This window comes from Thalassospira povalilytica (assembly GCF_002844235.1).
Classification (GTDB): domain Bacteria; phylum Pseudomonadota; class Alphaproteobacteria; order Rhodospirillales; family Thalassospiraceae; genus Thalassospira; species Thalassospira povalilytica.
In genome coordinates this window covers 418,078-443,027 of the sequence record NZ_PGTS01000001.1, presented here as the reverse complement: position 1 = coordinate 443,027, position 24,950 = coordinate 418,078, and the positions used below count along the sequence as shown (strand labels likewise).

Genomic DNA, 24,950 nt, shown 5'->3' with positions numbered 1-24,950 from the left:
CAGTAATAATTCATTGAAATCAGGATGGCCTAACAGCAGAGGCCCAAAGAAATATTACTTTAGACTATCATAAACAGCTGCATAGCCTTTTGCTGAGCGTTCGATTGAAAAATTTGAGATTGCGCGCTTACGTCCGGCTTCACCCATTTTAGCCGCGAGATCACGATTAAGGCATAAATACTCGATCGCCTCTGCCAACTTCGTCGAAGATTTTACAGGCACAACCAAGCCGGTTTCACTGTGCACAACGGCCTCGGGGTTCCCGCCGACGTCGGAGACAATCATCGGCAACCCCGCAGCCATCCCCTCGAGAATGGCGTTCGAAAACCCTTCCTCATGAGAAACAAGGACACCGATATCTGCGGCCTCCAGACATCTATCAATATCTGTTCGCTTTCCGACGAAGTGGACATTGTCGGCAATTCCGAGCTTGGCTGCATGCATTTCAAGTGTTGCTTTCAAGCCAACATTATCATTGCCAATAGCCATCAATGCCCATCTGAACTGCTTTTTGTGAGTTGCTGCAACGATGCCACAAGCTTCAACCAGATCGGCGTGCCCCTTGTAAGGCAAAAGATTTGCAACCGTTATCAGGACAACAGCATCGTCCGGAAGGCCGAATTCTGCACGAACATCATCCCGGTACTTTTTTGCATCACCAGTAATGACGCTTACACCGTTATATATCAGGCGAAGTTTTTCATGCGGAACATGTTCATTTTGTTCAAGCTCCTGAAAAACCGAGTTTGAGTTCGCCAGAATAAGATCCATTCGCCGGTGTAGAGATTGTTCTATTTTACAAATCAACCTCGGATATTTTTCGAGATATTTGTTCAAGCTTCGCCGACTCATAATTTTCTTAGATGTCACATGAAGCAGCGAAACAGGACCAAGCAACAAATATGCCGCAGGCAGGAAAAAATGAATAATTTTTGGATTTGAGAAGAATATATAGATGAGAAAATATAGGCACGTCCAAACCGTTGAAAAAGGCTTCAGAGCAAGAGGAACGTGATGGAGCCAGCCACTCAGAGGCGGGGTAACGACGTTAACCCCTAGCGCTTTCATCGAAGAAGCCAGTTCGCCCGGGCGTTCGAAGCAAAAAATTTCTATTCTATTGTGCGCATTGGAGACAGAAGGAATTGTTCGCAACAAATGCCTTTCTGTTCCACCACGCTCCAAGGAGCGGATGACGAGCAAAATCTTCGTCACATCAGTCATTCAACGAAATCCGCAGGACAAAAAAGAAACAGATCAGGAATATATAAATTCTACAAGGTCCAAACACAAATCCGCGCGATTGACAAGCCTTATCGGTTTTGACCGGTGCACTCCTCCTAGCAGAAGGTAACAAGAACTCACAATCTACTTCAATACGTCGGTTCTGCTCTTTGACTCTCGATACCGAGAATCAGAATTGGTCAATTCTGATCGAAGGCAACACCAACCAAACAATGGGAAATCACCGCCTGCACTCCTGCTTCCAACAAGACAAAAGGCTTAAATAGTTAACGTCTTCCATGACAGGATTGAAGAACCAGGCCACGAACGGCTTATAAATTAGGCCAAAAAATCCTTCAAATTGTCCTATGATTTTTTAAATTATTGACGACTTTGCAGCATAAATCTAAAAATTGTTTCATGGTGTGCTAAAGGGTTAGCAAATATGCGCGTTCCTTTGAAAAACTCCTTTAATCGACAGTCCTTCGCTTTGTGAGGGAGAAAAGATTTCTCGCCGGGAATTTGCAAACCAAGCACACAAAAGGAACGTAACACCGAACAACTAGGCCATGGAATGCGCGCTGATTATTCAATAAAATCTGATCCACGCTTAAACGAACAAGATCGCCTCGATAATCATTGGACAGAAAACTGGAACAAAATTGACAACCAGCGCAGTTCCCAGTGGCGAATAAAGCTTCGCCCGGAATACAAAATTGTCCGCAAATATGCACCACAACCTGGAGCGGGAGTACGTGTTCTTGATGGGGGATGTGGGCTCGGCGAATGGTGTATCCTGCTTAAGGATCTCGGCTATGAACCATATGGGCTGGACCTCAGCACCCCGACAGTCCAAGCACTGCGCGAAGAATTTCCAGATATGTATTTTGTCCGAGAAGACATCCGCAAGACGTCCTTCGAAGACAACTTTTTCGATCTCTATATATCTTGGGGCACATTCGAGCATTTTGAAAACGGATTGCAGGATTGTTTCAAGGAAGCGCATCGGGTCCTCAAACCGAATGGCACTCTGATTATCAGTGTACCGTTCTACAATAGTCGCCTGAAGACATTAGATGCGGAAAACGTAATTTCAGACAACGAACCATCCCAAGCTGAAAAAGAATTTTACCAATGGCGACTGGAAAGAGGCGAGCTCCGGGATGAATTTGAAGTCAACGGGTTTTCCACACAACATATTGAACCGATCTATACCCGCGAAGGCCTTAATCGTCACATGCACCACAAGTATGGCGTGCCCTATGGCAGACTGAGCAGGCTAACAGCACTCGCTCTCTCTCCGTTAGCATCTCCTGAAAAACATGCACACATGCTGATAGGGGTGGCAACCAAACGCTGAGCGAGGAAACGCGTCAAATATAGATGCAGGGCTCGTCTTTTAGGACTTCTGTCACAATATAGGTCCGATACCAGACGATATTGTCATCGGCGTCAAAAAGCGTTTCACACAGGGCGGTATATTCGGCCATGTCACGCATATGCAAAACCAGAACGCCGGTGACTTCGCCAGTGACAAGGTAGCATTGCTGAACAGCGGCGAGGTCGCGGACCTTGGCAATGAAATCCTGGCGATAGCGATTACCGTGCCGGTGGAATTCAAGATTGATCACCGCGGTCAGGGGCCGACCGACAAAGGCCGGATCAATGACCGCCACTGTTTTGCGAATCACCCCGTTTTCACGCAGCCTGGCGACCCGGCGCAAGCAGGCCGATGGCGAAAGGCCGATCCGTTCGGCCAGCTCGGCATTGGGGATGTCTGCATCTGTCTGCAACAGGCGCAGAATTTTCATATCGATCTGATCCAGTTCGGCCATAGATACGCAACTCCAAAGCGCGATTTTATCACACAACGCTGCCACATTGCGTGCGTTTGCGCAAATTCGCCGCCCGCCCATCGGGAACGCATGGCATGATCCGGGCATCAGAGACCCTCGCCCACCAGCGAACAAATCGAGATGACAGGTTTGCCCCCTGTCAAAGACCGTCAAAGAACGGGATGGACAGACCGGCATCTTTGCCCCAGAGATGCCGGGAAGATCATTCAGTCCACTGCCACCGCCCCAACTTCAACCTGCTCGGATGTGATCCTTGCGCGCGCCAAAGGGCCCGCCACATCATGACCAACGGATAACCGCCCCGATGACCCGTGCCATGCAACGTTATGTTTTTGATCTGATCAATCGCAGCCAGAAACTTTTCATCACCCTGATGAAGGTGATGCTGCCGGTGATGATCATTGTCCGCATTGCCGAGGAATTCGGCGCGATCAAGGTGGCATCGGATCTTTTGACGCCGGTGATGTCATTGATCGGGTTGCCGGCCGAGGCGGGCCTGATCTGGGCGACCTGTGCGCTGGTCAGCATGTATGGCGCGGTTGGGGCCTTTATCGGGTTATCGGCCCATCTTGATATGACGGCCGCACAGTTAAGCGCGCTTTGCGCCATGATGCTGTTTGCCCATGGACTTCCGGTCGAACAGGCGATTGTCAAACGGGCCGGTGCCAGCCTGATTGCCACCACGGCCCTTCGGGTCGGGGCGGCCATCGGGTATGGCGCATTGGTCACATGGGTCAGCAATATGACCGGCTGGCTGTCCGAGCCGGTGGATTTTTCATGGATGGCCGGCAGCACGGTCAGTGAAACCGCATCCGGGCTTGCCGGTTGGGGGGACTGGGGGGTGCAGACCGTCAAGTCGCTGATTGTCAGTTTTGCCGTAATCACCGCGCTTCTGGTGGTGCTGGATGTCATGAAGGTCACGGGGCTTACCGACAAGTTCACCCTTGCCCTGTCGCCGATCCTGCGGGTTTCGGGCCTGTCGCGTGATGTCGCCCCGGTCACGACCATTGGTGTGTTGCTGGGCCTGACATTTGGCGGGGCGCTGATCATTGATGATGCGCGCAAGAACAATTACCCGCCGCGCACGCTGTTCCTGTCACTGAGCTGGTTATCGCTGTCGCATTCATTGATCGAGGATACGGCAATCATGCTCGCACTTGGTGCCGATATCTGGGTGGTTCTGGTCGGGCGGGTGATCCTGACCCTGATCATCATCGCCCTTCTGGCCCGCCTGACCATCCGCTGGGACCGCAGACCCGACCCGGAACCCGATCAACTGGTAACCGATACATCAGGCTGATTATGGCGCGGGCCTGTCACCTGCCAACCATTTCGCGACCGGGTCCCACGTTGATTTTTCGGCGCGCGATCCGACCATCATCCCGATATGGCCGCTTGACGGGTGAAGTTCGGTACGCAGATCTTCGGGGAAGGCATCAAACAGCGCCTTCGCACTTTCGGGTGGCACGATACGGTCATTTTCCGGAATGACCGCCAGCACCGGACAGGACAAATCCGCCGGATTGATATCAATGCCGTCAATCTGCCATTCGCCCTTGGCCGGTTTGTTTTCGACATACCAGCCGATCAGGCAATCGACCGACACCCGGCGCGTTAACGGCACCCCGTCATTAAGCCAGTCTTCAAGGGCGACGAAATCATGAGCCCTAGCGGAATCCGTTGCCATCTGACCAAAACGGCGGAACTTTTCGCCAATCATGAAGGGATCGAGGCTGGCAAACAGGCTTTGCAGCACATCGACCGGCAGGGTGTCATGAATGGCCAGCATATGGGGCAGTGACGGCGCAAAGGCGGCCGCAATGCGCGACTGGGTCGGGCCAGCCGCCATGAAGTCCCAAGGGGTGGCGAGCAGAACAAGCTTTGAAACCTGTGCCGGGTCCAGAAGTGTCGCCGCCAGTGCCAGCACCCCGCCCATGCAATAGCCGACCACCGGAACCGGCCCGCCATTCATATCGGCGACATCCTGAAGGATGGTCACCAGACGGGCGGCGATATAATCATCAAGTCCGAAATTGGCCTCATCAATCCCCGGATAGCCCCATTCAACCAAAAGCGGGCGATAGCCGCATTTGGCGAGATAGCGGGCAAAGCTGCGTTTCTCATTGAGATCAAGGATATAGCCGCGATTGACCAGCGATGGCACCAGCAACACATATTTACCTGCCGCCTGATCATCATCGGGGCTCAGGGCACCATAATCATATACACGGGTCGATCCGTCTTCCCAGATGACCGGAATATCGCCATCGGCCCCGTCGCGCGGGCGGCGATAGGGATGGCGCTGATAGGACCGCACCCCGTCATGAAATCCGGCATGCCGGTCAAAGGCGACACGATCCAGGGCCTGGGCGATATCGTCAGGATGGAAGGCTTCAATCTCGCGAAGGAGGTTTTCCGCCTGTTCCTTCAGTTCCGGCTTCCAGGGCAGCAATTGTTTCAGAAAGATCGGCAATGCGGCGCGCGAGCTGAGCCAGCTCGTCATCTCGACTGCCATGTGCATCGGAAGCGGCCGTGGCCCTGCCCGTTTCTGACTTTGCCTTTTTGGCGGAAGCGGTTTTGGTCGCATCGGACTGATCATTCTTCCCCTGCCCCTTTGCAGCATTTTTTGCAGCCGTCGTCTTTTTACGTGATTTGGCCGGTGACGGCCGATCGTCCGGTGTCGCCGCGGCTGGCGGTGCCGCCGCCGCAGGCGATGCGTTTCCGGTAGTCCCAGTAGTCCCGGTAGCCCCGCCGGTCCCGGCATCAGCTTTTTCGGCGGTGTCTGTTTTGTGATCCGCAGCTTTGTCATCCGAACCGGGTGCAGTTGCCGCACCGGGCTTCATGCCGGTCATGCCCGACATGCCGGCCATTTCCGCCATTCCGGGCGGGAACGGCATCGCACCGCCAAAGGGCTGTGACGGCAAATCGCGGGCGGCCTTTGCCATTTGATCCATCATTGCCATCAGCGGGTTGGACGCCGCCGCCCCCATCGCCCCGGCAAACGGATGGGTCGATTTTGGGTCGGCCTGTTGGCCCATGGCCATTTGCCCGATCAGCTTGCCCCAGGCTTCGAACCCTTCGCCCATGCGGGTGGTATCCGCCCCCAGGGATGCATAAAGACGCCCGATCGCGCTTGCGGCATCGGCCCCGTCGGCGGTTGCCGCGACCTGTTCACGCCACAGGGCCAGGAAACGGGTGGCAAGATGTTCGAGTTTTTCGTCATCCGATGATGGATCAGATGCGGGCGATGGTTGTTCCGAACTTTCCGGGTGATCCCGGTTGTCCTTTCCGGTCGTCATGGGTGCGGCCTTTTTGCGGTCCCTGATACAAAGCCTTTGTTCTGGCAAATACTATAGATCGTTGGCTGCTCGGGGAAAACGAATTCCCGTGCTGCGCAGCAATAAACGATATCGCAAGTTGTTTTTCGCACCGCACTTCGCGTTGAATACTGGACACATTGGAAAAATCGCGGCAATCTTGTTGTCTTCTGAGCGAATGCAAAATCGAAAATGCTGCGCAACATCGTAAATTGTGCACACGCAAATCAGGCAGAAAGCCACCGTTACAAACATTCGCCAGCCAGACGTCCGGGAAACAGGGAAGCAGGAAAGACGCCATGACCACCAAGAAATCAGATGATCAGGACCGCATCGTAATCAAGAAATACGCGAACCGCCGTCTCTATAACACGGCCACCAGTTCCTATGTGACGCTTGATCACCTTTCACAGATGGTCAAAGAAAATACCGACTTTGTGGTCTATGACGCCAAGTCGGGCGAAGACATCACCCGTCCGGTGCTGACCCAGATCATCGTCGAGGAAGAGAACAAAGGGCAGAACCTTTTGCCGATCAGCTTCCTGCGCCAGTTGATCGGGTTCTATGGCGACAGCCTTCAGGGGCTTGTGCCAAGCTATCTTGAACAGGCGATGCGCGCCTTTGGCCATAATCAGGAACAGATGCGCGAATATATGCAGGGCACGATGCAGGGCATGTTCCCGTTCGGCCAGTTCGAGGAAATGAACAAACAGAATATCGCGCTGTTTGAACAGACGATGAAAATGTTCTCGCCGTTCCTTCAGGAAAATGAAAATGGCGGACAGCCCGGTGCCACCCCGACCAAGCCGACCGCGCCTGCAAGCGCGCCGTCCGATGCGTCCCTTAACGAGCTTAAAAGCCAGCTTGAAGCGATGCAGGCACAGCTTAACAGTCTGGCCGGTGGAAAGTCCGACAAATAGGCATCAATCGTCACAGACGACAGAATTCAAAAGCGGGGTCGCATCGGGCGATCCCGCTTTTTTCATGCCGGAAATCACCGATCGCGGAAATCGACAAGGCGCGATGACATGCCGGTCGGCAAGATGCGCGTGACATCAGGGGATTTGGCGCCGCGATGCGGGATCAGACGTGTCAGGCAGCACGGCGCACTTCCCTTGGCTCGCCGATGACCATCCCAGCGATCCCCCCAAGAAAATTCCAATAAATATCCAAACTCGTATCCCGACTCATATTCCAACTTGTATCCCCCTCGGCCCTTCTCGCCCACCGGGCAGCCTTGGGCATCCGGGGGCATCCGGGGGCATCCGGGGGCATCCGGCAACCTACCCCGTCATGCTTACCGCCCGTGAGAAGCAGACGGGTGCCGTCTGTGTCGACGGATGCCGGTTGGCTTTGAGCTGCTGCGCCGATCTTCCGCATGTCCATGCCTAAGCCAAAGACCACGACCAAAGACCTTGCCCGTTGCTTGGCCCTTGATGCCTGGTGGCTGGTAGCTGGCGGATCTAGTTTTTTGCCGCGTACTGCTTTCCTCCGGCAACGGGGGATCGCATTTGTCGGCAGAATTCTTGCATAAACTTTTTGTTAACTCTTTGAACCCGTCCGGCACCGCCGAAAGGCGGCAATTTTTGCCGGGCAAATGGCCGATCACGCCCTGAAACACACGGAGTCCCGAACCAGACAGGCAGTTTTAACCCCGTAGACCGAAAAGCACATGACCGCGATCACACCGATACCCATGCAACCGGCCCGCAGGAATCCGTCTGCGAGCACCGGAACGGATGGTCCTGCCGGGATCGGAATAGATCAACTTGCGCGAATTTCACCCGTCAGGGAAATCACGCAGGATGGTGGCGCGTGGTTGCAACCCCATGATCTTGGGGGCAGTGCAGCATTCTGGACGCAGCTTTTGGGGCAGCTCTTACCACAGGAAAACCTTTTGCAACCGCCGGTCATTCAGGAAATGCATGCCAGCTATGCACGACACTCCAAACCTTACGGCGTAGAAACCCACGTCTTTTTTTCGCCTTCTGGACTAGACAAAGACAGCTCAATTGACCTATATAGCTAGCTTCTGGCGGATTGCTGTAACGATTATCTGACCAAAGTTCAGATACAGATCATCAAATCGCAGTGCATCTACAGTGCTGCGATCCGGTGTTCATTGGGCACAAAACAAACAAGCCCAACAGCATCCAAAGTGGGGATCCATAACTGGCGGTTGATAACGGATTATAATATGACTGAGATTGCTGCAAACGAAGAACCGAAGCGCGCAAACCGCGCTACTGACACTGACCGTTATGTTGGTCAGCGTATTCGCGAACGCCGCATCATGCTGGGCCTTTCCCAGCAGCAGATGGCTGATCTGATCGGCGTCACCTACCAGCAGGCCCACAAGTATGAGCGCGGCATCAACCGTATCTCTGCCGGTCGCCTGTATGAAATCTCTCAGGTCTTGGGCGTTCCGGTCAGCTACTTCTATGAAGGGCTCGACGGCAATCAGGAAACCGAGCTTAACGCACGTCAGCGCATGTGCCTTGAGCTGGCCCGCAACTTTGCGAGCATCAAGCACGAAAAACATCAGGAAGCTCTGAGCCAGATGGCTCGTGCCCTTGCTGATCAGGCTGCCTGAGTTCATTTCGAACTTCAGTGCCGCTTTGAAAAAAGGCTGCCCCAGTTAAGGTGGGCAGCCTTTTTTTATGTCTTGCCGGACGGCCATGTCATTGTAGTCTTGGCAAAACCGGCACAAGGCAGACCCGACATGACGCCCGATCAGATGATTGATCAAATCGACCGATACCGGCACGAGGCCGGATATCTCGGCATTGCCGAAACGATCGCGCTTGGCCGGTCGGGCAATATTGTATTTGATCCGTTCTCGACCCTTGTTTCCCGGCACATCACGATCGGGACACACAATATCCTGCATCCCAATATCCGTCTTGAAGCGGACCAGGATGCCCAATTAATGATCGGCAATGGCAACATGTTTGCCAGCGGCACCACGATCATGGCGCAAACCGGGCCGATCAGGATCGGGGATGAAAACATCTTTGGCCCGGGCAGCGTAACCATCACGACATCGCACCCGGATGCGATGATCCGCATCGGGTCGTGTGGCCGGTATCGCGGCACCATCGACATGGATGGTCAATGCGTGTTGGGGGATGGCAGCCAGATCCTGGGTCAGATCAGCGTGCAGTCGGTCGAACTTGCCGCGGGCGGATCATTTAAACACCCGATTGCCGACGAACGCGGTGCGGTGCTTAAGGGCTTTGGCAAGGCGACGGGCATACGGCTTGAAACCGGCAAGGTGATTGCCGGTAGTGGTGACTTCTGCATAAGCGCGCAGAAGCCACAATCATTCTATCACCCCGAAGCGCGGTGAAGACGCGCCCTATTGGTCGGCAATCACCAGATCATCGGAATGGATCACGGCATTGCCGCGGGTGAAGCCAAGGGTTGCTTCGATATCGCCCGATGCATGGCCCATCAGAAGACGGGTTTCCTCGGCCCCATAGGACGTAATGCCGCGCGCGATCTGATGACCATCGGCATCAAGAATGCGCACCGCATCCCCATGCTTGAACCGGCCATCAACACCGGTAATGCCGGCCGCCAGAAGGTTTTTGCCCGCCGCGATTGCCTTTGCCGCGCCGGCATCAACAATGATTGCCCCGGTCGCCTTGAGCGAGGTCGCAATCCAGTGCCGACGGGCGGCAAGGGGGCTTTCGCTGGGCAGGAAGACGGTATTGGGTGCACCATCGAGCTGGGCTTTTAGCGGATGATAGATAGTGCCGCGCGCAATGATCATGCGGCAACCGGCCTTCATGGCGATTTCGGCGGCCTGAAGTTTTGTGACCATCCCGCCGGAGCTATACATGGTCGGTGCAACACCGGCCATATCAAAGATTTCCGGGGTCAGTTCGCGGACCTCGGGGATCAGTGTCGCATCCGGGTTCTTGCGCGGGTCAGCAGTATAGAGCCCGTCAATATCGGACAGCAGCACCAGCGTATCGGCCGAGATCATGTGCGCGACCTTTGCGCCAAGGCGATCATTGTCGCCAAAGCGGATTTCCTCGGTCGCGACCGTATCATTCTCGTTAATCAGCGGCACAGCCCCGCGGGCCAGAAGCGCATTGAGCGTGCCGCGCGCATTAAGATAACGACGGCGGCCTTCCATATCCTCAAGCGTGACCAGAACCTGTGCCATGGTCAGGCCGTTGCGGCCCAAGGCTTCCTGCCAGACCTGTGACAGGCTGATCTGGCCGGTGGCGGCGGCGGCCTGTTTGTCGGCCAGACTGATGGTGCGGTGATCAAGGCCCAGCAGGCGACGACCAAGGGCGATCGCACCACTAGACACCACAATCACCTCTACCCCGCGTTCGCGCAGATGGGCGATATCATCGGCCAGTGCTTCAAGCCAGGCACGGCGCAGCTTGCCGGTATTTTCATCGACCAGAAGGGCCGAGCCGACCTTGATGATCAGACGTTTTGCATCACTCAGAACAGCGTGCTGAAGGCTCACGGCTGGAATCCCTTATCCTCGCGACCTTCCATGGCGCGGCGTTCACGTTCGCTATCAATATGGTCGCGGATTTGCCGGTGGATATCCTTGATGCCCTGCTGGGTCACGCCGGAGACCACATAGACTTTCTTGCCGATGCCTTTTTCAAGGATCTGGCGCTGTTCCTCGACCATTTCGGGCAGCAGCTGATCGGCTTTGGACAGCGCGACGATTTCGGGCTTGTCGACCAGAACATCGGCGTAGTTTTCAAGCTCTTCACGCACGGTTTTATAGGTCGCGACCGGGTCTTCCTCGGCACAGTCGATCAGATGAACCAGAACCTCGCACCGTTCGATATGGCCCAGGAAGCGGGTTCCGATGCCCTTGCCCTCGGACGCGCCTTCGATCAGACCGGGGATATCGGCCAGGACAAATTCGCGGTCATCGACATTCACGACGCCAAGCTGCGGATGCAGGGTGGTGAAGGGATAATCGGCGATTTTCGGACGCGCATGCGACGATGCAGCAAGGAAGGTGGACTTGCCGGCATTGGGCAGCCCGACCAGACCGGCATCGGCGATCAGTTTCAGACGCAGCCAGACCCACATTTCCTCGGCCGGCCAGCCTTCTTCGGCACGGCGCGGGGCCTGGTTGGTGGAAGATTTGAAATGGGTGTTGCCACGCCCGCCATCGCCCCCCCGGCACAGCATATAGGTCTGTCCCGGTTCGATCATATCGACAATCAGGGTTTCGCGGTCTTCGGCCAGGACCTGGGTCCCGACCGGGACCTTGATCGTGATGGATTTGCCCGAACGGCCGGTACGCTGCCGGCCCATGCCATGCATGCCGACTTCGGCCTTGAAGTGCTGCTGATAACGGAAATCGATCAGGGTATTGAGGTTTTCGACCGCCTCGAGAATGACGTCGCCGCCGCGGCCGCCATCGCCGCCGTCGGGCCCGCCATACTCGATATATTTTTCACGGCGGAAGCTGACCGAACCGGCACCGCCGCGGCCACTGCGCACATAAATCTTGGCTTCATCGAGAAACTTCATAACCGGTCCTTCGGGCGGTGCCCATTTTATATTGTCGGTCCCGGCGCGCAACGGGGCTGCGCCTCGACGGGATCGGGAATTCTATATCACATACAACAAGGGAGGAATGATTGCTCATTCCTCCCTTGCTAAATTCGGTACGTAAATCGCACCCGACGGGAGGCTTACGCCTCTGCCGGAACGACGGTTACGTAGGTACGACCCTTGAAGCCCGACTTGAACTGGACGGAACCGTCCACAGTCGCAAACAGGGTGTGGTCTTTGGCGAGGCCAACATTGTCACCGGCATGGAACTTCGTGCCACGCTGACGAACGAGGATGTTGCCTGCGACAACTGCCTGACCACCGAATTTTTTCACGCCGAGACGGCGACCTTCGGAGTCACGACCGTTACGCGAACTACCACCAGCTTTCTTATGAGCCATGAAACTCTCCTAAAACTGCATCTTGACCTGATGAAATCAGGCTTTGATGTCCTTGATGCGCAGAACAGTCAGGTTCTGGCGATGACCATTTTTGCGACGGTAGTTGTGCCGGCGCTTTTTCTTGAAAACGATCACCTTGTCGCCCTTGGCCTGCTCGAGAACTTCTGCGGTAACAGAAGCACCTTTGACCAACGGAGCACCAACTTTCGGCGCACCGTCGCCAGCAACCATGAGAACTTCTTCAAGTTTCACGGTGTCACCGGCCTGGGCAGCGATCTTTTCGACTTTGATAACGTCGTTGGCAGCAACTTTATACTGTTTGCCGCCAGTTTTGATGATTGCGTACATCTAAAAGTTCCTGAAAAACATTCTGGAAACACAAACGCGCAGCTCGGTGCCGCTGCTAACAGATACCGAACCGCTGCGAGGAACGGGTGAATTACCCCTTTTGACCCGATGAGTCAACAATTGAGTCATCGCCAAAGCATCGCAAACCCGCACATTCCCGCATGATGGCGCGGGGGTCTGCCCTGCTTTTGATGCAGGGCACGATCGCGGGTCACCCCATCCCCCGCCACGGGTCACGCCGATACAATCACAACGCCAGACGACAAGCGCCCCCACATCAAATCAACCACAACCGGAAACCGGCGGCAAAACCGCGAAGGGGTACCAAAGAGCAAAGCACCCGCCGCGTAAAAAAGAGTCACCGGAATTGCGATTTCCCTCTTGCAATATGGCGCAAGGACCGTTAAACACCGCGTCGAACGCCAAGACCACACATGCGGAGAGGTGCCGGAGTGGTCGAACGGGGCGGTCTCGAAAACCGTTGTACTAGCAATAGTACCGTGGGTTCGAATCCCACCCTCTCCGCCATTTTCTCAAGCTGCTAAATAACTTAGAATTTTCTTGATATTTTATGAAGCTTAGACAGTAGGGAACGCCGCGTTTCCGCTGCTGCCCCCCCATGAAGATACAGCTTTCTACCTTCGCGCAGATAGCTGCTCAAATATAGCAGAGTGGCGACCAACCCAATTCTTTATATCAAATGCTTCAACAGCACGCTCACGAGCAGCGGCTTGACGAACTGGCAGGTCATTGAGAATCTCAGCCAACCCATCGGCGATCAAATCTATCGATGGAACGTCGATCCGATCATATCCATTTTCTACAGGTAGCCCAACCCCCGCCTTCTCTGTTACGAGTTCCGGAACGCCTCCAGAGGCTGAATGCAAGACGGGAAGACCGCAAGCCAAGGCTTCGATTACCGAACTGGGACAAGCATCGTTAAATGTCAAAGTAACATATGCGTCGGCGGAACTATACAAAGACGGCGCAACTCTCTGATCATAAGGACCTAAAAAAGAAACCCTTTCTCCTAGGTCCAGCTCTTTTACCAACTGCGTGAGCCGCGTGAATACAAATCCATCCATCCACCCCGCTATACGTAGTTCAGCATCCAACCCTTTCATAAGGGCCAACGAGAACCCTCTCAAAAGGGCCTCGACACGATAGAGCATGTGACGGGTCAATTTCCCAGTGTGCAATAGAATAGGTCTAGTATTTTTGCGTGCGGGATCGGGCTTAAAGTGTTCGAGATCAACAGCATTGAATAGAACTTCACCAGGACCAGATCGCTTACCCAAAAACTTTTCCGCAGAAGATTTGCAGAAGTTACTCTGGTAAAAAACATAGTCAGCCAACTGCCATGCCTTTGCCATCTCGCTATTCTTTTGCTTGTAGTCTCCATCAAACCATGCCGGATAAAACACACCGTTCTGGTTCAAAACGATCGGGATTCTGCGCCACTTTAGCCACTTTAGCGCCCACATTGGGAGGTAAGGGCAGTTTGACAATAAATAAGCATGTGTAAAATTCAAGCGACTTTCAGGAAAGAACTCCTTCAACCGCTGAACCTTTACCAAAGGCCCACCAATGTTGCCGGACTGAGCTCCTGCATACCAAACAGACACTTTGCCCGATGACCGCTTCCCACCTAAAATCGCTATGAGCCCTTGCATAGAACGCCAGCACGAACGAAAGATCTTTTTGTGGTAAGGATCAATAGATGACACTACGCTTCCACCTTTACGCCTTTTTTGCTTGAATAAAAATTCTTCCTTACATTCAAGCTCACTTAATAATCATAATAACTTGTAATAAAAAATTGTGATTTAAGACTATTATTAAAATAAACCCAAAAACACATCATCTGGATACTAGTTTACTATAAACTTTTTCCCAATGTGCGTCAGCGACGTGCTGCCAATCAACCTTCTGTACTTTATTATAGCTCTCACTTTTGAGAGTTTCGATAAGGTCTTGATCGTCAAGAAAGCGTCGAGCGGCGTCAGCAAACGTTTCCGCAGTGTAATTTACAATCAGGCCTTTTGTCATGTTGCCAGTCAACAAATCCGGGGCCATGCCAACCGCAGTAGACACGACCGGAACACCACACGCCATGCTCTCAGTCAACCCCATTGGCCCCCCCTCCTCTCGGGAGGTCATAAAATACATGTCCAATGCATGATAGCACTCAATTAGCCCCGAATGATCCTTAGGGTATCGATGAATATACTCAACACCGCTATTTTCAAGCCCCCTCTTAACGTAACCTCTCGCAGGTCCGGTAAGAAAAACTTTTATTGGAAGATCTTTCGCCAATTGTGAAACAACTTCAACTAAACGGTCCGGACCTTTTATTAGCTTCGGATCCATTCCATCGCCCCAACCGACGCCATCTTTTTGAAAGGACCCAATAACGATCTCACCATCCTTGACACCAAATTTTTGCCGAGCAGCAAGCCTCTCCGCTTCAGAAGGAGGCACAAACTTTCGCGTATCAACCCCGATTGGTATCAAACAAACCTTCGACTCTGGAATTCCCCATGAAGCGAGTCTTTTAGCTACTATACTGGAACCGGTAATAACCGTGCTGATGAGATCACTGCTCGCAACAAACTGATCGATATGAGCAGCTACATCAGGACCATCTTCAGGCTTGCCATGAAAGAACGAAACAACATATTTGTTTCCTATTGGCATATGCTTCTGCCACGCGAGCCACATATACTGTGATCCGAAATGGACAACTCTGTGGCAGTTTTTATAGGGCACACTCGTCATTTCAAATGAGCCGGGCATTTTGTTATTCAGATGCCAACCTATATTTTCACCTACAGTCTGTATCGCCCAGTTAACCTTCTCTGAAACGAACTTAACCGGAGCTCCCCCCCCCTGCCACAGTCCACAAGCAGCGGCTAATCTCCATGGGAGCGCCTGACAACCAATTTTCCCCGCTCGGAGCGCATCCTTAATTTTCAAAGCCCCAGACCTTTGCAATTTTGTTGACCGTCCAGCCTCGAGAGTTCTGCCCGAACCAAACGCCTAGCGATCTCTGGCATGGTAACTTTAGCTGACCAATTTAAAAGCTTGCGGGCTTTACTCGCATCACCGAAACCACATCTTATCTCGGAAGGACGTAAAAGATTCTCATTTACACGTACATGATCCTGCCAATTCATCCCCAATTGACTGAATACGTGCGCAACGAAATCCTGCAGTCTTGATACTTGTCCTGTTGCAATTACAAAGTCCTCAGGTCGATCTAATTGCAACATTGCCCACATCGCTTCTACATATTCAGGGGCCCATCCCCAATCCCTCATGACAGACAGGTCCCCTAACTCCAAAACCCCACCACCACTTTTGTAGATTTTTGCCGCCCCTGCTGCAATTTTCCTGGTCACAAAACGGCTCGGGCGCAAAGGGGACTCATGATTGAACAACACGCCAGTACAGGCAAAAAGGTTGTAACTTTCACGATAGTTAGCAACTTGCCAGAACGCCGTTGCTTTCGCTACGGCATAAGGGCTTTGCGGATGAAATGGTGTTGTTTCGTCTGCGGGCCTTTCGCCTGTATCTCCAAAGCACTCGGATGATCCCGCACTGTAGAACTTTGCTGAAAGGCCTAAGAAACGGATAACCTCGAGAATATTCAACGTAGAGGTCGCTATACTCTCAAGTGTTTCTACCGGTTGATGAAACGATAACCCTACAGAGCTTTGACCTGCGAGGTTGTAAATTTCATCTGGGGATACTCGATCAACAGTTTGCAGAACACTCCTAAAGTCCGTCGGAATCGTCGAATGCAAATGCACCTTATCTTTAATTGCCAAAGCATCCAGGGAGCCAAACGAACTTGTTTCAGCATCTCTGGACGTTCCGTGAACTTCATAGCCTTTCGCAAGTAGCAACCTGGCCAACAATGAACCATCTTGCCCTGATACACCAAATACAAGTGCCTTTTTCTTGCTCATGCCCATCGGAAGAGCCATCGGTTACCAGCTGAAACTCTCATGTCGCCACCTTGCGTCAGATAGGAAGCTGATTCCTCAGCACCAACCATGGATTTCGCCACAGCTTTCGCTTATTCACGATTTCGTCTCGATCAGAAATCAGTCTCTCAAAAAGTTCAAGATACTCCCTACACGTTTTGGAGGCCCAGTGCGGCCAAAACTTCATCTGGTTGGCATAAACCTCATAGTTAGAGATCATTTCTTCCAGAGCCCCCTCAAAGCCATCTGAATCAAATTGAATACCGTAGCCTTTACAATACTCAGGAAGGCATCCGCTATTGCGGTAGAGTAGTGGAAGTCCGCACGCTCCGCCCTCATTTTGGTGGTTACCTCCTGGCTCGCATATCGATGCCGTTACATAGACGTGATGCCGAGACAACTCCTCACTTAGAGCTCTACCATTCATTGGAGTTAAAACTTTTGCATTTTTAAATTCAAATCCATCGGGTAAATTCCCGATATAGGTGAACTCCATTCTTCCCCGCCATTTACCATCACTTAGCATGTCATCTATCTGACTATATACATCAAAGCCCTTCATCCAGTTCCCACCCCAATGGTGGGTCACGAGGCGCAGCGGCTCTACATGGTTCCAGCGTTTGTATCCTGATGAATTAAACACTTCTGAATCCGCTCCATTGAGAATAACAGAGCTAGGAGTATGAAGCGTACCACTCCACGTTGGTAAGTCCTTCAACCAACTTCCTACAAAAACCGTATGGTCAGCACAGTAATTTGCCCGCTTTAAAAGCGAATTCATGAATTTAGTATTTTTCCGTTCATCGCATTCATTTATTCGATGCAACACTATTGCATTACTATTCTTTAAAAAAAGATATCTTAATATTCTCCCTGCTCCAAACGACACGTTAGGACTACGGACCCGCGGATCCGTCAATAGGATAATATCGATATCGTCATCATTCAGAGAAAAAACCACACTGTGCCCCTCACTCTGAAGCGCCTTAACTAGGCAACTTGCAAAACGGTTCCCACCCCCCCAAGGTCCGTCTTGAATATGGTATCCAATGGCAACCTTCATCACACTATCTATTATTCCACAAAATAAAATTTTCGACTGCGCTTTGCGCTACACAAATACGGAAAGTATTTCCGCTAAAAATTCAAAGAAAATCCAGTAAATATCAAAATTCATTCATCAGGCAACTTGCCATGATATTTACATTTAAATTGATTTCGATACAACATCGCGATTCCGCTCCAACTTTCTCAACGTCTTCTTGATTCTGGAGTGCAGCAGCAATCGCTCCCTGCAAAGCAGCGATATCACCCGGCGGACCTGAGAGGAAGCATGTCTTTTGATCCTGCATCAGCTCTCTGTTCCATAAGCCTTGGAAATCTGTAATTACAACCGCCTTTCCACAGGCCATAGCCTGGAGAGCGGCGCTTTGTCCAGAAGGCTGAAAGGTATTACGAATAGGCAAAACAACAAATTTAGCATTCCTGTACATGTCCCTGATCTCTGCATCAGAAATAACCTGCGAGTGCCAATCGCCTGAAATGATCTCAATATTTGGTTTCGAGGTTTGCACAGGCAACTTTGTGACGATCTTTAAAGTCGGAAAGTCACTTCTCCACGCAGCGATCAATGTTTTGTAGTCACGATGCCGATCACTCCCGATGCTCAATACGAAATCACCTCCCTGCAGATTACCTTTTGCCGGAGTCCAAAATTGAGCATCAACTCCAAACGGCAAGTACTCCACCTTGCGCGCTAAAGTTTTGCTCAAATTGCGCGCATCAGGATTAGACAAGGCTAATACCCTAGTAGTCTTCAGAGCCCATCCATAAAAAGAAACCCATCGTTTTGGAGTGCCTAAGTCAATTAGCCCCATTGCTAAGAAAACAACTTTGCAGTCAATCAATCTCAATCGAGATAGTAGAGATAGGCAAATCCCAAATGTATTTGTTGTTGTAAATACAACATCAAATGAATCAAATACTTTACGTTTACAAAAAATTCGCCAAAATGCCCAACCTGGAACCCCTACCATCACGTAAGTTATATGGTTGATCACCTTCCAAATCTTGGAAGGCTCTGCTTCCAATGATAATTCTTCCTCGCCAATTAAATTTATATCATACCCAAACTTCTTTAATTGAGGGTATCCATATAAAAATTCCGTCGGCATACCTTCAACGAGACGGTTACTCCTCCCGCTCTTAAGAAGATATCCAATTTTATTTTGTTTCATTTCTTCGCAGATCACCAATATTTCATCTAATTACTTTAGAGAGAACTGACTTTCAGAAGGATAGTAACGAAACTCGTAATTTCCTAAGCGACTAAAACGCGTTAAAGACATCTATTCGCAGAAATTTGCCGAGGAAGATGGCAGGAAGAACTCAAGCTCGGAATCTCCTATACATAGAAGATTCCGAGCTTATATACCTTCCGGCTCAGCACTTAACGAGCATGTATTATCTAGTTGACCGAATCAATCTTTAGTAAATATTACATTTTCGACATTCGAATGCTTTTCCGCTGACCGCCGATGGCGTGAATGATTAGGGTGGGAGTTTAGCACGTGGTTTGCGCTGTATCCCTTCCCTTTCATGTAGTCAAAAATTCTGGCTTGATCTGTGATGTTTTTGTTCAATTCAATTAGAACAGATTTAACAGATCCGCTCGATAAAGTTTCGTCCATTCCTTCGACGATCTTGGCCTCAAGCCCATCGACATCAATTTTGATATGATCTGGAGCAACTATGCTTAGGCTCTCAATCAAAGCATCCATGCTGAATGTTGGAACATGCTCAACAGCGACTGGCACAAATGGCTCGCCTTCATCACTTACAGGCGCCCCAAGTTGACTGCCAGAACCACCGACGCGCTCATCACTGACATGCATTTGGTCGATGCGCGACACATTAGAAAGCGCTATGTGTAGTGGCACGACATTCCCACTGTTATTCAGCTGAATGTTTTCGCACAAACGATTGAAGTTTCTCGCGAGAGGCTCAAAAGCATATACCGTTGAATTAGGATGTATTAAGCCCGCAAATATCGCGTAGAGACCGATGTTAGCACCAACGTCATATAAGACGTCCCCGTCTTGCATTACTTGCTCAATCCAAGCAACCGTTTCCGCTTCTTTTGTTCGGAACGATTTACATCTATACTCTTCTAGTGAGTTCTGTGTCCAAAGTGAATATCCTTCAGTTACAGCAGTGATTTCATTGCGTTTAACACTGTAGCGCTGCACGCTATCTGCAATTGAAATCAATTGATCTAATATTGAAGGTTCATTCAATCCAACACTCTCCAGCACCTGTGCATTTGTTCCTGATGGAGGAACATCTGTTAACCCGAGAGTGGAAAATGTTACATTAAGCTTCTTACTCTGGACTAAAACCTTTGCGAGCGTGTCTGACAAACTACCGCGACTGTAATGATTTTCGACGCACAAAACGGCACTACAACCTGCCAAAGCTTGCTCCAACCAATTGTCGTCTACATGGTTCAGCCATGGCATATCTATAAGCTTGACCTCAATTGCACGGTCTTGTGCAAATTTTTTGACCGCATTGTATGCTTGGCTCAACATAATGGGGCCATGAGATATTAAAGCAATATCAGCACCTTCCAGCAATACGTTTCCTTGCCCAAAGGAAACACTTCTACTTGATGGCAAATCGAAGGGGATTTCCCATGGAATAGATGTCAGGCGCATATAACTACTGCCCGTGTGCACGTTAGCGCACCATTCGAGCAGATTTCCTACTTCCGAGGGGCACGAAGGTTCTACAATTGCAAAATCAGGTATTGCGGACAATGCTGCAACATCCCGGACTGCTTGATGCGAATGCCCGGGCCCCCCAGGGAGCACGCCAGCCAAAGAGCCGATATAAATTACTTTCGTTCTCTCTGTCGCATTGTTGTAGATTTGTTCATTGGGACGTGAGGACAAGAAGCACGCAAACGAATGCACAATAGGCAGAAGCCCCCCCAGCGCCATCCCACCTGCGGTAGACACCATATCTTGCTCTGCAATTCCGCATTCGAAGAAGCGTTTCGGATACTTTTCTCTGAACGGAATAAGGCCTGTATCCAGAACAAGATCTGCATCAAGCGCGACAACATCATCCCTTTTGCTCGCAAGAGCTATTAGTGCCTCCGAATAAGCCGGAATGAGTTTTTTTACCTCGCTCGACGCCCCCTGCCCAGGTTCAACTGCCTCTGTTTCCAACTCAATGGTGCCTAAATGAAGCTGTTCAGCTCTGTTTTGCACACGCAAAATCAGTTCTTTCGCGGCTAACTGATAGGCGTCTTTATCCGGCGCCCCGCTGTGAAAGGCATACATATCTACGTCAGAGTCCAAAGAAGTGTGCTCCATAAATGAAACACCCTTACCTTTGACCGTATCAGCGATAATAACTTTCGGCCTTACATCGTCGCGGATTGCTTTAAACGTTTCGGATAGTGCAACCACATCGTTTCCATCACACCGCGCGACACATAAACCGTACGCACTTAGCTTTTGCTCTAAATCACCAAGATCCGAAACATTTTTAACGAAGGTATCTGACTGAAGCTTATTGTGGTCAATCAGAATTATAAGTTCTGAAAGCTTGTTATTTACGGCGGAGACGAGGGACTCCCAAAATTGTCCCTCCTGCAACTCACCATCACCAGTCATCACGACTACACGCCCTAAGCGGCCTTTGAGACGATTGGCGTAAATCATGCCTTTGGCCTTCGATACACCCATCCCAAGAGAACCTGTATTCGTTACAATTCCCTTAGTCTGAACATCGGGATGCCCAGGAAGGCCATCTATCTTTCTAAGTTTATGAATATTTTCGAACTTGATCGCCCCAGTCCCCATCAATGCGGCATAGTAAGCAGGCGCATCGTGTCCCTTTGAACTGAAGAAGATATCTTTACCGTCAGTCGCGCTCAAACCAACATCAAGTTCGCATAAGAGTAGATAACTAATAATATCTAAGCTACTGAAACTACTTCCAATATGTCCGGAACCTGCACGCGAAATCATGTACAGCGCGTTCAATCGACACATATCCGCGAATAGCGCGGTGTGCTCAAATTGTCCTCTGCCGCTTTCTGAAATACGCTTCAGCTCACGATAGGGATAGTATAAGAGCTTTCCCGCCACCTCTTGGCCGATTAAATCTCCCATTGTTCAAACTCCAGTAGAATTAAATAGAGAAAGGCGGACAACCGATTACTGGCAACAGATCCGGACAGTCTGTCATCAAACGCTCAGCAAGCCAGATGTCTTCAATGTCATTAATGTCAAAACCCTCTAAGCCCTGACTAATGAACGGCACAATGGATTGTCCTGCGATACTGTTTCGCGCAAGTGCAACCTCAGTCCGCGCTATTTCGAGGCTTGCGTTCTGTACGTATATCTCCGGTAATGCCGTATACTGACTGCTATGCCAAGGTGTCCCGTTATTTGAGTAGGGTAGTATGGGCAGCATTCTATCGGCCTGAACAACCCACATTTTTCCAGGATGCTGTTTACATTTTTCAATCGCCCGCAAAGAGTCCGCTTTGGGATTATCGCAGAAAAGCTTCCAAGCCCGCTTGATGGTATCGTCAGTTCGAAATGGGCTTGTTGGCCGCAGAATGCTGAAGGCGTCAAAAGTTCGACCTCGATCCTCCAAAAACTCGAGAATCCATTTCACCCATTCGATATCTGGCGATTTGTCCCCAGATATCGCGGCATCGCGGAGGGCCGGGACCTCCGCTCCATAATAACGTGCAACCGAGGCATATTCTTCAGAGTCTGTTGCACATACAACAGCATCAAAAACACCACTCTTGATTGCAGCGGAGACCGTGTAGGCCAACAGAGGGTGTCCACCAAACGGGTAAACATTCTTATTTGGAACTCGTTTAGAACCAGATCGAGCAGGAATCAGTGCTACGCTGCTTATCATCAAAATACCATTTTATACGGGAAAGGCTTCATCGAGACCCGCCACCCTCAGATTAAAAACGGACGAGAAAGTACCGATATATTCTTCAGCTCTGAATACACATCCAATGCCTCCAAGCCCGGTTCTCTGGTGCCATTGCCCGATACCCCAAAACCACCAAACGGCATATGCGGTTCGCTTCCATATGTTCCGATATTGATATTCACAACACCCGCACGGACCTTTCTCGCAAACCACTCGGCTCTATCTATACTGGCAGTATGTATCGCAGCTGTTAGCCCATAGTCCGTATCGTTAGCCTTCTCTACTGCCTCCTCAGGTGTATCAAAGGAATACAAACACGCAACTGGCGCAAAAAGCTCTAGTTTGTGGATCTCTGAGTCCGTTGGTAAACTCTCCAAAATTGTTGGTCGAATGTAGTATCCAGAGCGGATGTTAGAGGGTGTTCGTTCGAGACCACCGCAAACCAGATTCTCTGACGACAGTTTACCTAGTATTTCAACAACAAATTCATATTGGCGCTTATTGATCAGCGGCCCTAAATCGCACCCCTCATCGATACCAAGCTTGAGTGAGTTAGCTTTTTTCGCAAAAGCCTCTTTGAAGGTCCCGTAAACTGATTTTTGAACGTAAATTCTGCTAGCTGCTGCACAGCGCTGCCCGGCATTGCTAAACGCAGATAACGCTGCCCACTTGGCCGCCTCATCAATATTCGCGTCGTCACAAACGATAAAAGGATTCTTTCCCCCGAGTTCCAATGAAACGCGCGCTAATCGTTCGCCAGCAATTGTAGCGATTTTCCGTCCCACCGACGTCGAGCCAGTAAAACTGATCACATCAACATCCGGATGCGCTACCAGAGCCGCTCCCGCAGATCCTCCGTCCCCTTGGATAACATTGAAAACACCGTCCGGGAGCCCCGCGTCGCGCGTCAGCTCCGCCATCAGATGTGCTATCCCAGGTGCATCTTCTGCGGCCTTTAAAACCACAGTATTTCCACAAATCAACGCAGGAAACATTTTCCACGCAATGTTTGCAATCGGGGTATTCGACGGGACAATTAAACCTGCAACACCAATTGCTTCTCTTTGCAACCTGCTAGATTTATGCGGCATTGATGAAGTCAGAGTACGCCCATACAGTCGCATTCCCTCTCCCGCAAAGAAGTCGGCCTGCAGTATCGCTCCGCTGACTTCTGCAGCAGCATCCTGCGGCGGCTTCCCTGTTTCCTCTGCAACACAGGCTGCAAGGATATCCCTTCTTTCTCCCATTTTGGACGCAATGTCAGCGAGAAATTGACCGCGCTGGAGTGGAGTAAATGATGACCAATCATCAAAAGCCGACCTAGCCACTTGAACAGCTGCCGCGACGTCTACTGAGTTAGATCCCGCAACCTCTGACATAGGCTCGCCACTATGTGGATTGAACTTGGTTAGCCAAAGCCCACTTGAAGGTGATGCCTCTTTCCCCGCAATCCAATTTCGAATTTTAATAAGATCACCCATTATATCGCCGTCCACCCGCCATCTACGACTAAATTACTTCCCGTCATGTACCCTGAAGCTGCACTGGCCAAAAACAAAACTGGCCCACAATAGTCACTTGGCAGTGCCATTCTTCCAATAGGAATTCTAGAGCAATATTGCTCCAGAAATTCTTGTTCTTGATTATTAAAAACGCCTGATATTGTCAGCGTATTCACACGTACATTGCTTTTCGCCCAGTACGCCGCCAAATACCGACTCAAATTTAAAACGCCGGACTTAGAAACCGAATAGGCAATAGGTTTGTAAAAATTCTCACCCCTTTTTCTTCTGTATTCGTAAAGGCTCTGATCCGGCGCTACAACACCATATATTGATGACACATTTATTATGGAACCATTCCTTTTCTGCGCCATTAATCGACCAAACACCTGACAACACAGAAACATCCCCTTCAGATTGACGTCGAGAACTTCATCCCAGGAAGATTCTGGATATTCCTCAAACGGACCATTTTCCTCTGCCGGGGCTTTCGGCGGAGAATCAAGAGCAGCGTTGTTTAACAAAACGGTTGGCAAACTTGCACTGTCAGTCATTTCCTGTGCAATTTTTTTAAGATCAGTCTTAATGGTAATGTTTGCCTGTCGAAACTTGAAAAGAGAAGGATACTCCTCCTCAAGTTTGCTAATCGCCGAATTGTTAACTATGTCAAGCCCCCAAACGGAAGCTCCGCATTCCAAAAATGCGCGCGCATAAGCTGAGCCTAGTTGACCACCAGCCCCAGTAACAACAACTATCTCGCCAGCGACATCGAAGCCTGAGTGGGACGTCATTTGAA

Annotated in this window: 24 protein-coding genes and 1 tRNA gene; 7 read left to right on the top strand and 18 right to left on the bottom strand. The window is 50.8% G+C overall.

Annotated elements, in window-relative coordinates:
- Positions 1–54 precede the first annotated feature (54 nt).
- Complete coding sequence (locus CU041_RS01880) at positions 55–1,221, bottom strand: glycosyltransferase (protein WP_101245557.1); 1,167 nt, start codon at positions 1,219–1,221, stop codon at positions 55–57.
- 574 nt (positions 1,222–1,795) lie between these two features.
- On the opposite strand from CU041_RS01880, the gene CU041_RS01875 reads away from it, so the two are divergent.
- Complete coding sequence (locus CU041_RS01875) at positions 1,796–2,581, top strand: class I SAM-dependent methyltransferase (RefSeq protein ID WP_101245556.1); 786 nt, start codon at positions 1,796–1,798, stop codon at positions 2,579–2,581.
- Between the two features lie 13 nt (positions 2,582–2,594).
- Here CU041_RS01875 and CU041_RS01870 read toward each other — a convergent pair whose 3' ends face one another.
- Positions 2,595–3,056: an Lrp/AsnC family transcriptional regulator gene (locus CU041_RS01870; protein ID WP_101245555.1), complete on the bottom strand. Its 462-nt coding sequence runs from the start codon at positions 3,054–3,056 to the stop codon at positions 2,595–2,597.
- Between the two features lie 325 nt (positions 3,057–3,381).
- On the opposite strand from CU041_RS01870, the gene CU041_RS01865 reads away from it, so the two are divergent.
- Positions 3,382–4,377: a hypothetical protein gene (locus tag CU041_RS01865; RefSeq protein WP_233432975.1), complete on the top strand. Its 996-nt coding sequence runs from the start codon at positions 3,382–3,384 to the stop codon at positions 4,375–4,377.
- On the opposite strand, the gene CU041_RS01860 is transcribed toward CU041_RS01865, so the two are convergent.
- The gene (locus CU041_RS01860; protein WP_233432974.1) at positions 4,378–5,580 is read right to left on the bottom strand and encodes an alpha/beta fold hydrolase; all 1,203 of its coding nucleotides are present in this window, start codon (positions 5,578–5,580) and stop codon (positions 4,378–4,380) included. It lies immediately after the preceding gene.
- Entirely contained in the window at positions 5,471–6,376 is a 906-nt protein-coding gene (locus CU041_RS01855) for a hypothetical protein (RefSeq protein ID WP_101245553.1), read from the bottom strand. Before CU041_RS01855 ends, CU041_RS01860 begins: the two co-directional genes overlap by 110 nt.
- Before the next feature lie 317 nt (positions 6,377–6,693).
- On the opposite strand from CU041_RS01855, the gene phaR reads away from it, so the two are divergent.
- Positions 6,694–7,314: a polyhydroxyalkanoate synthesis repressor PhaR gene (phaR, locus tag CU041_RS01850; protein WP_101245552.1), complete on the top strand. Its 621-nt coding sequence runs from the start codon at positions 6,694–6,696 to the stop codon at positions 7,312–7,314.
- A 74-nt stretch (positions 7,315–7,388) separates the two neighbouring features.
- Here the strand turns inward: phaR and CU041_RS20530 are convergent, their stop codons facing one another.
- Positions 7,389–7,556 (bottom strand): hypothetical protein, encoded by a 168-nt coding sequence (locus tag CU041_RS20530; RefSeq protein ID WP_170310079.1) that lies wholly within the window; start codon positions 7,554–7,556, stop codon positions 7,389–7,391.
- Positions 7,557–8,066: 510 nt separating this feature from the next.
- Here CU041_RS20530 and CU041_RS01840 point away from each other — a divergent pair.
- The 3 genes from CU041_RS01840 (at position 8,067) to CU041_RS01830 (ending at position 9,743) form a co-directional block, all read left to right on the top strand.
- Entirely contained in the window at positions 8,067–8,423 is a 357-nt protein-coding gene (locus tag CU041_RS01840) for a hypothetical protein (RefSeq protein WP_101245550.1), read from the top strand.
- A gap of 168 nt (positions 8,424–8,591) precedes the next feature.
- Complete coding sequence (locus CU041_RS01835; protein ID WP_101245549.1) at positions 8,592–8,987, top strand: helix-turn-helix domain-containing protein; 396 nt, start codon at positions 8,592–8,594, stop codon at positions 8,985–8,987.
- 129 nt (positions 8,988–9,116) lie between these two features.
- Positions 9,117–9,743, top strand: a complete 627-nt coding sequence (locus CU041_RS01830) for a hypothetical protein (protein WP_170310078.1) — start codon at positions 9,117–9,119, stop codon at positions 9,741–9,743.
- Between the two features lie 9 nt (positions 9,744–9,752).
- Here CU041_RS01830 and proB read toward each other — a convergent pair whose 3' ends face one another.
- The 4 genes from proB to rplU form a co-directional block, all read right to left on the bottom strand.
- Positions 9,753–10,883 (bottom strand): glutamate 5-kinase, encoded by a 1,131-nt coding sequence (gene proB / locus CU041_RS01825; RefSeq protein WP_101245547.1) that lies wholly within the window; start codon positions 10,881–10,883, stop codon positions 9,753–9,755.
- Positions 10,880–11,917, bottom strand: coding sequence for a GTPase ObgE (obgE, locus tag CU041_RS01820; RefSeq protein WP_101245888.1), 1,038 nt, complete (start codon positions 11,915–11,917; stop codon positions 10,880–10,882). Before obgE ends, proB begins: the two co-directional genes overlap by 4 nt.
- Before the next feature lie 164 nt (positions 11,918–12,081).
- The gene (rpmA, locus tag CU041_RS01815; RefSeq protein WP_101245546.1) at positions 12,082–12,342 is read right to left on the bottom strand and encodes a 50S ribosomal protein L27; all 261 of its coding nucleotides are present in this window, start codon (positions 12,340–12,342) and stop codon (positions 12,082–12,084) included.
- A gap of 36 nt (positions 12,343–12,378) precedes the next feature.
- A complete protein-coding gene (rplU, locus tag CU041_RS01810; RefSeq protein ID WP_008889408.1) occupies positions 12,379–12,690 on the bottom strand; it encodes a 50S ribosomal protein L21 in 312 nt (103 codons plus the stop codon).
- Between the two features lie 438 nt (positions 12,691–13,128).
- On the opposite strand from rplU, the gene CU041_RS01805 reads away from it, so the two are divergent.
- A tRNA-Ser gene (locus CU041_RS01805) sits at positions 13,129–13,218 on the top strand.
- Positions 13,219–13,325: 107 nt separating this feature from the next.
- On the opposite strand, the gene CU041_RS01800 is transcribed toward CU041_RS01805, so the two are convergent.
- The 9 genes from CU041_RS01800 to CU041_RS01760 form a co-directional block, all read right to left on the bottom strand.
- Positions 13,326–14,417 (bottom strand): glycosyltransferase family 4 protein, encoded by a 1,092-nt coding sequence (locus tag CU041_RS01800; RefSeq protein ID WP_170310077.1) that lies wholly within the window; start codon positions 14,415–14,417, stop codon positions 13,326–13,328.
- Between the two features lie 133 nt (positions 14,418–14,550).
- Complete coding sequence (locus CU041_RS01795) at positions 14,551–15,666, bottom strand: glycosyltransferase family 4 protein (protein ID WP_101245544.1); 1,116 nt, start codon at positions 15,664–15,666, stop codon at positions 14,551–14,553.
- Positions 15,663–16,679, bottom strand: coding sequence for a GDP-mannose 4,6-dehydratase (locus CU041_RS01790; RefSeq protein ID WP_233432973.1), 1,017 nt, complete (start codon positions 16,677–16,679; stop codon positions 15,663–15,665). The genes CU041_RS01795 and CU041_RS01790 overlap by 4 nt, the downstream gene beginning before the upstream one ends.
- A 37-nt stretch (positions 16,680–16,716) precedes the next feature.
- Positions 16,717–17,742, bottom strand: coding sequence for a glycosyltransferase family protein (locus CU041_RS01785; RefSeq protein WP_101245543.1), 1,026 nt, complete (start codon positions 17,740–17,742; stop codon positions 16,717–16,719).
- A gap of 103 nt (positions 17,743–17,845) precedes the next feature.
- Complete coding sequence (locus tag CU041_RS01780) at positions 17,846–18,931, bottom strand: glycosyltransferase (RefSeq protein ID WP_170310076.1); 1,086 nt, start codon at positions 18,929–18,931, stop codon at positions 17,846–17,848.
- A 228-nt stretch (positions 18,932–19,159) separates the two neighbouring features.
- On the bottom strand, positions 19,160–21,862 hold the full coding sequence (locus CU041_RS01775; protein WP_101245541.1) for an FkbM family methyltransferase: 2,703 nt from the start codon (positions 21,860–21,862) through the stop codon (positions 19,160–19,162).
- Between the two features lie 19 nt (positions 21,863–21,881).
- Positions 21,882–22,628, bottom strand: coding sequence for an acylneuraminate cytidylyltransferase family protein (locus CU041_RS01770; RefSeq protein ID WP_101245540.1), 747 nt, complete (start codon positions 22,626–22,628; stop codon positions 21,882–21,884).
- Between the two features lie 47 nt (positions 22,629–22,675).
- On the bottom strand, positions 22,676–24,133 hold the full coding sequence (locus CU041_RS01765) for an aldehyde dehydrogenase family protein (RefSeq protein WP_101245539.1): 1,458 nt from the start codon (positions 24,131–24,133) through the stop codon (positions 22,676–22,678).
- Positions 24,133–24,945, bottom strand: coding sequence for an SDR family oxidoreductase (locus CU041_RS01760; RefSeq protein ID WP_101245538.1), 813 nt, complete (start codon positions 24,943–24,945; stop codon positions 24,133–24,135). The genes CU041_RS01765 and CU041_RS01760 overlap by 1 nt, the downstream gene beginning before the upstream one ends.
- Positions 24,946–24,950 lie beyond the last annotated feature (5 nt).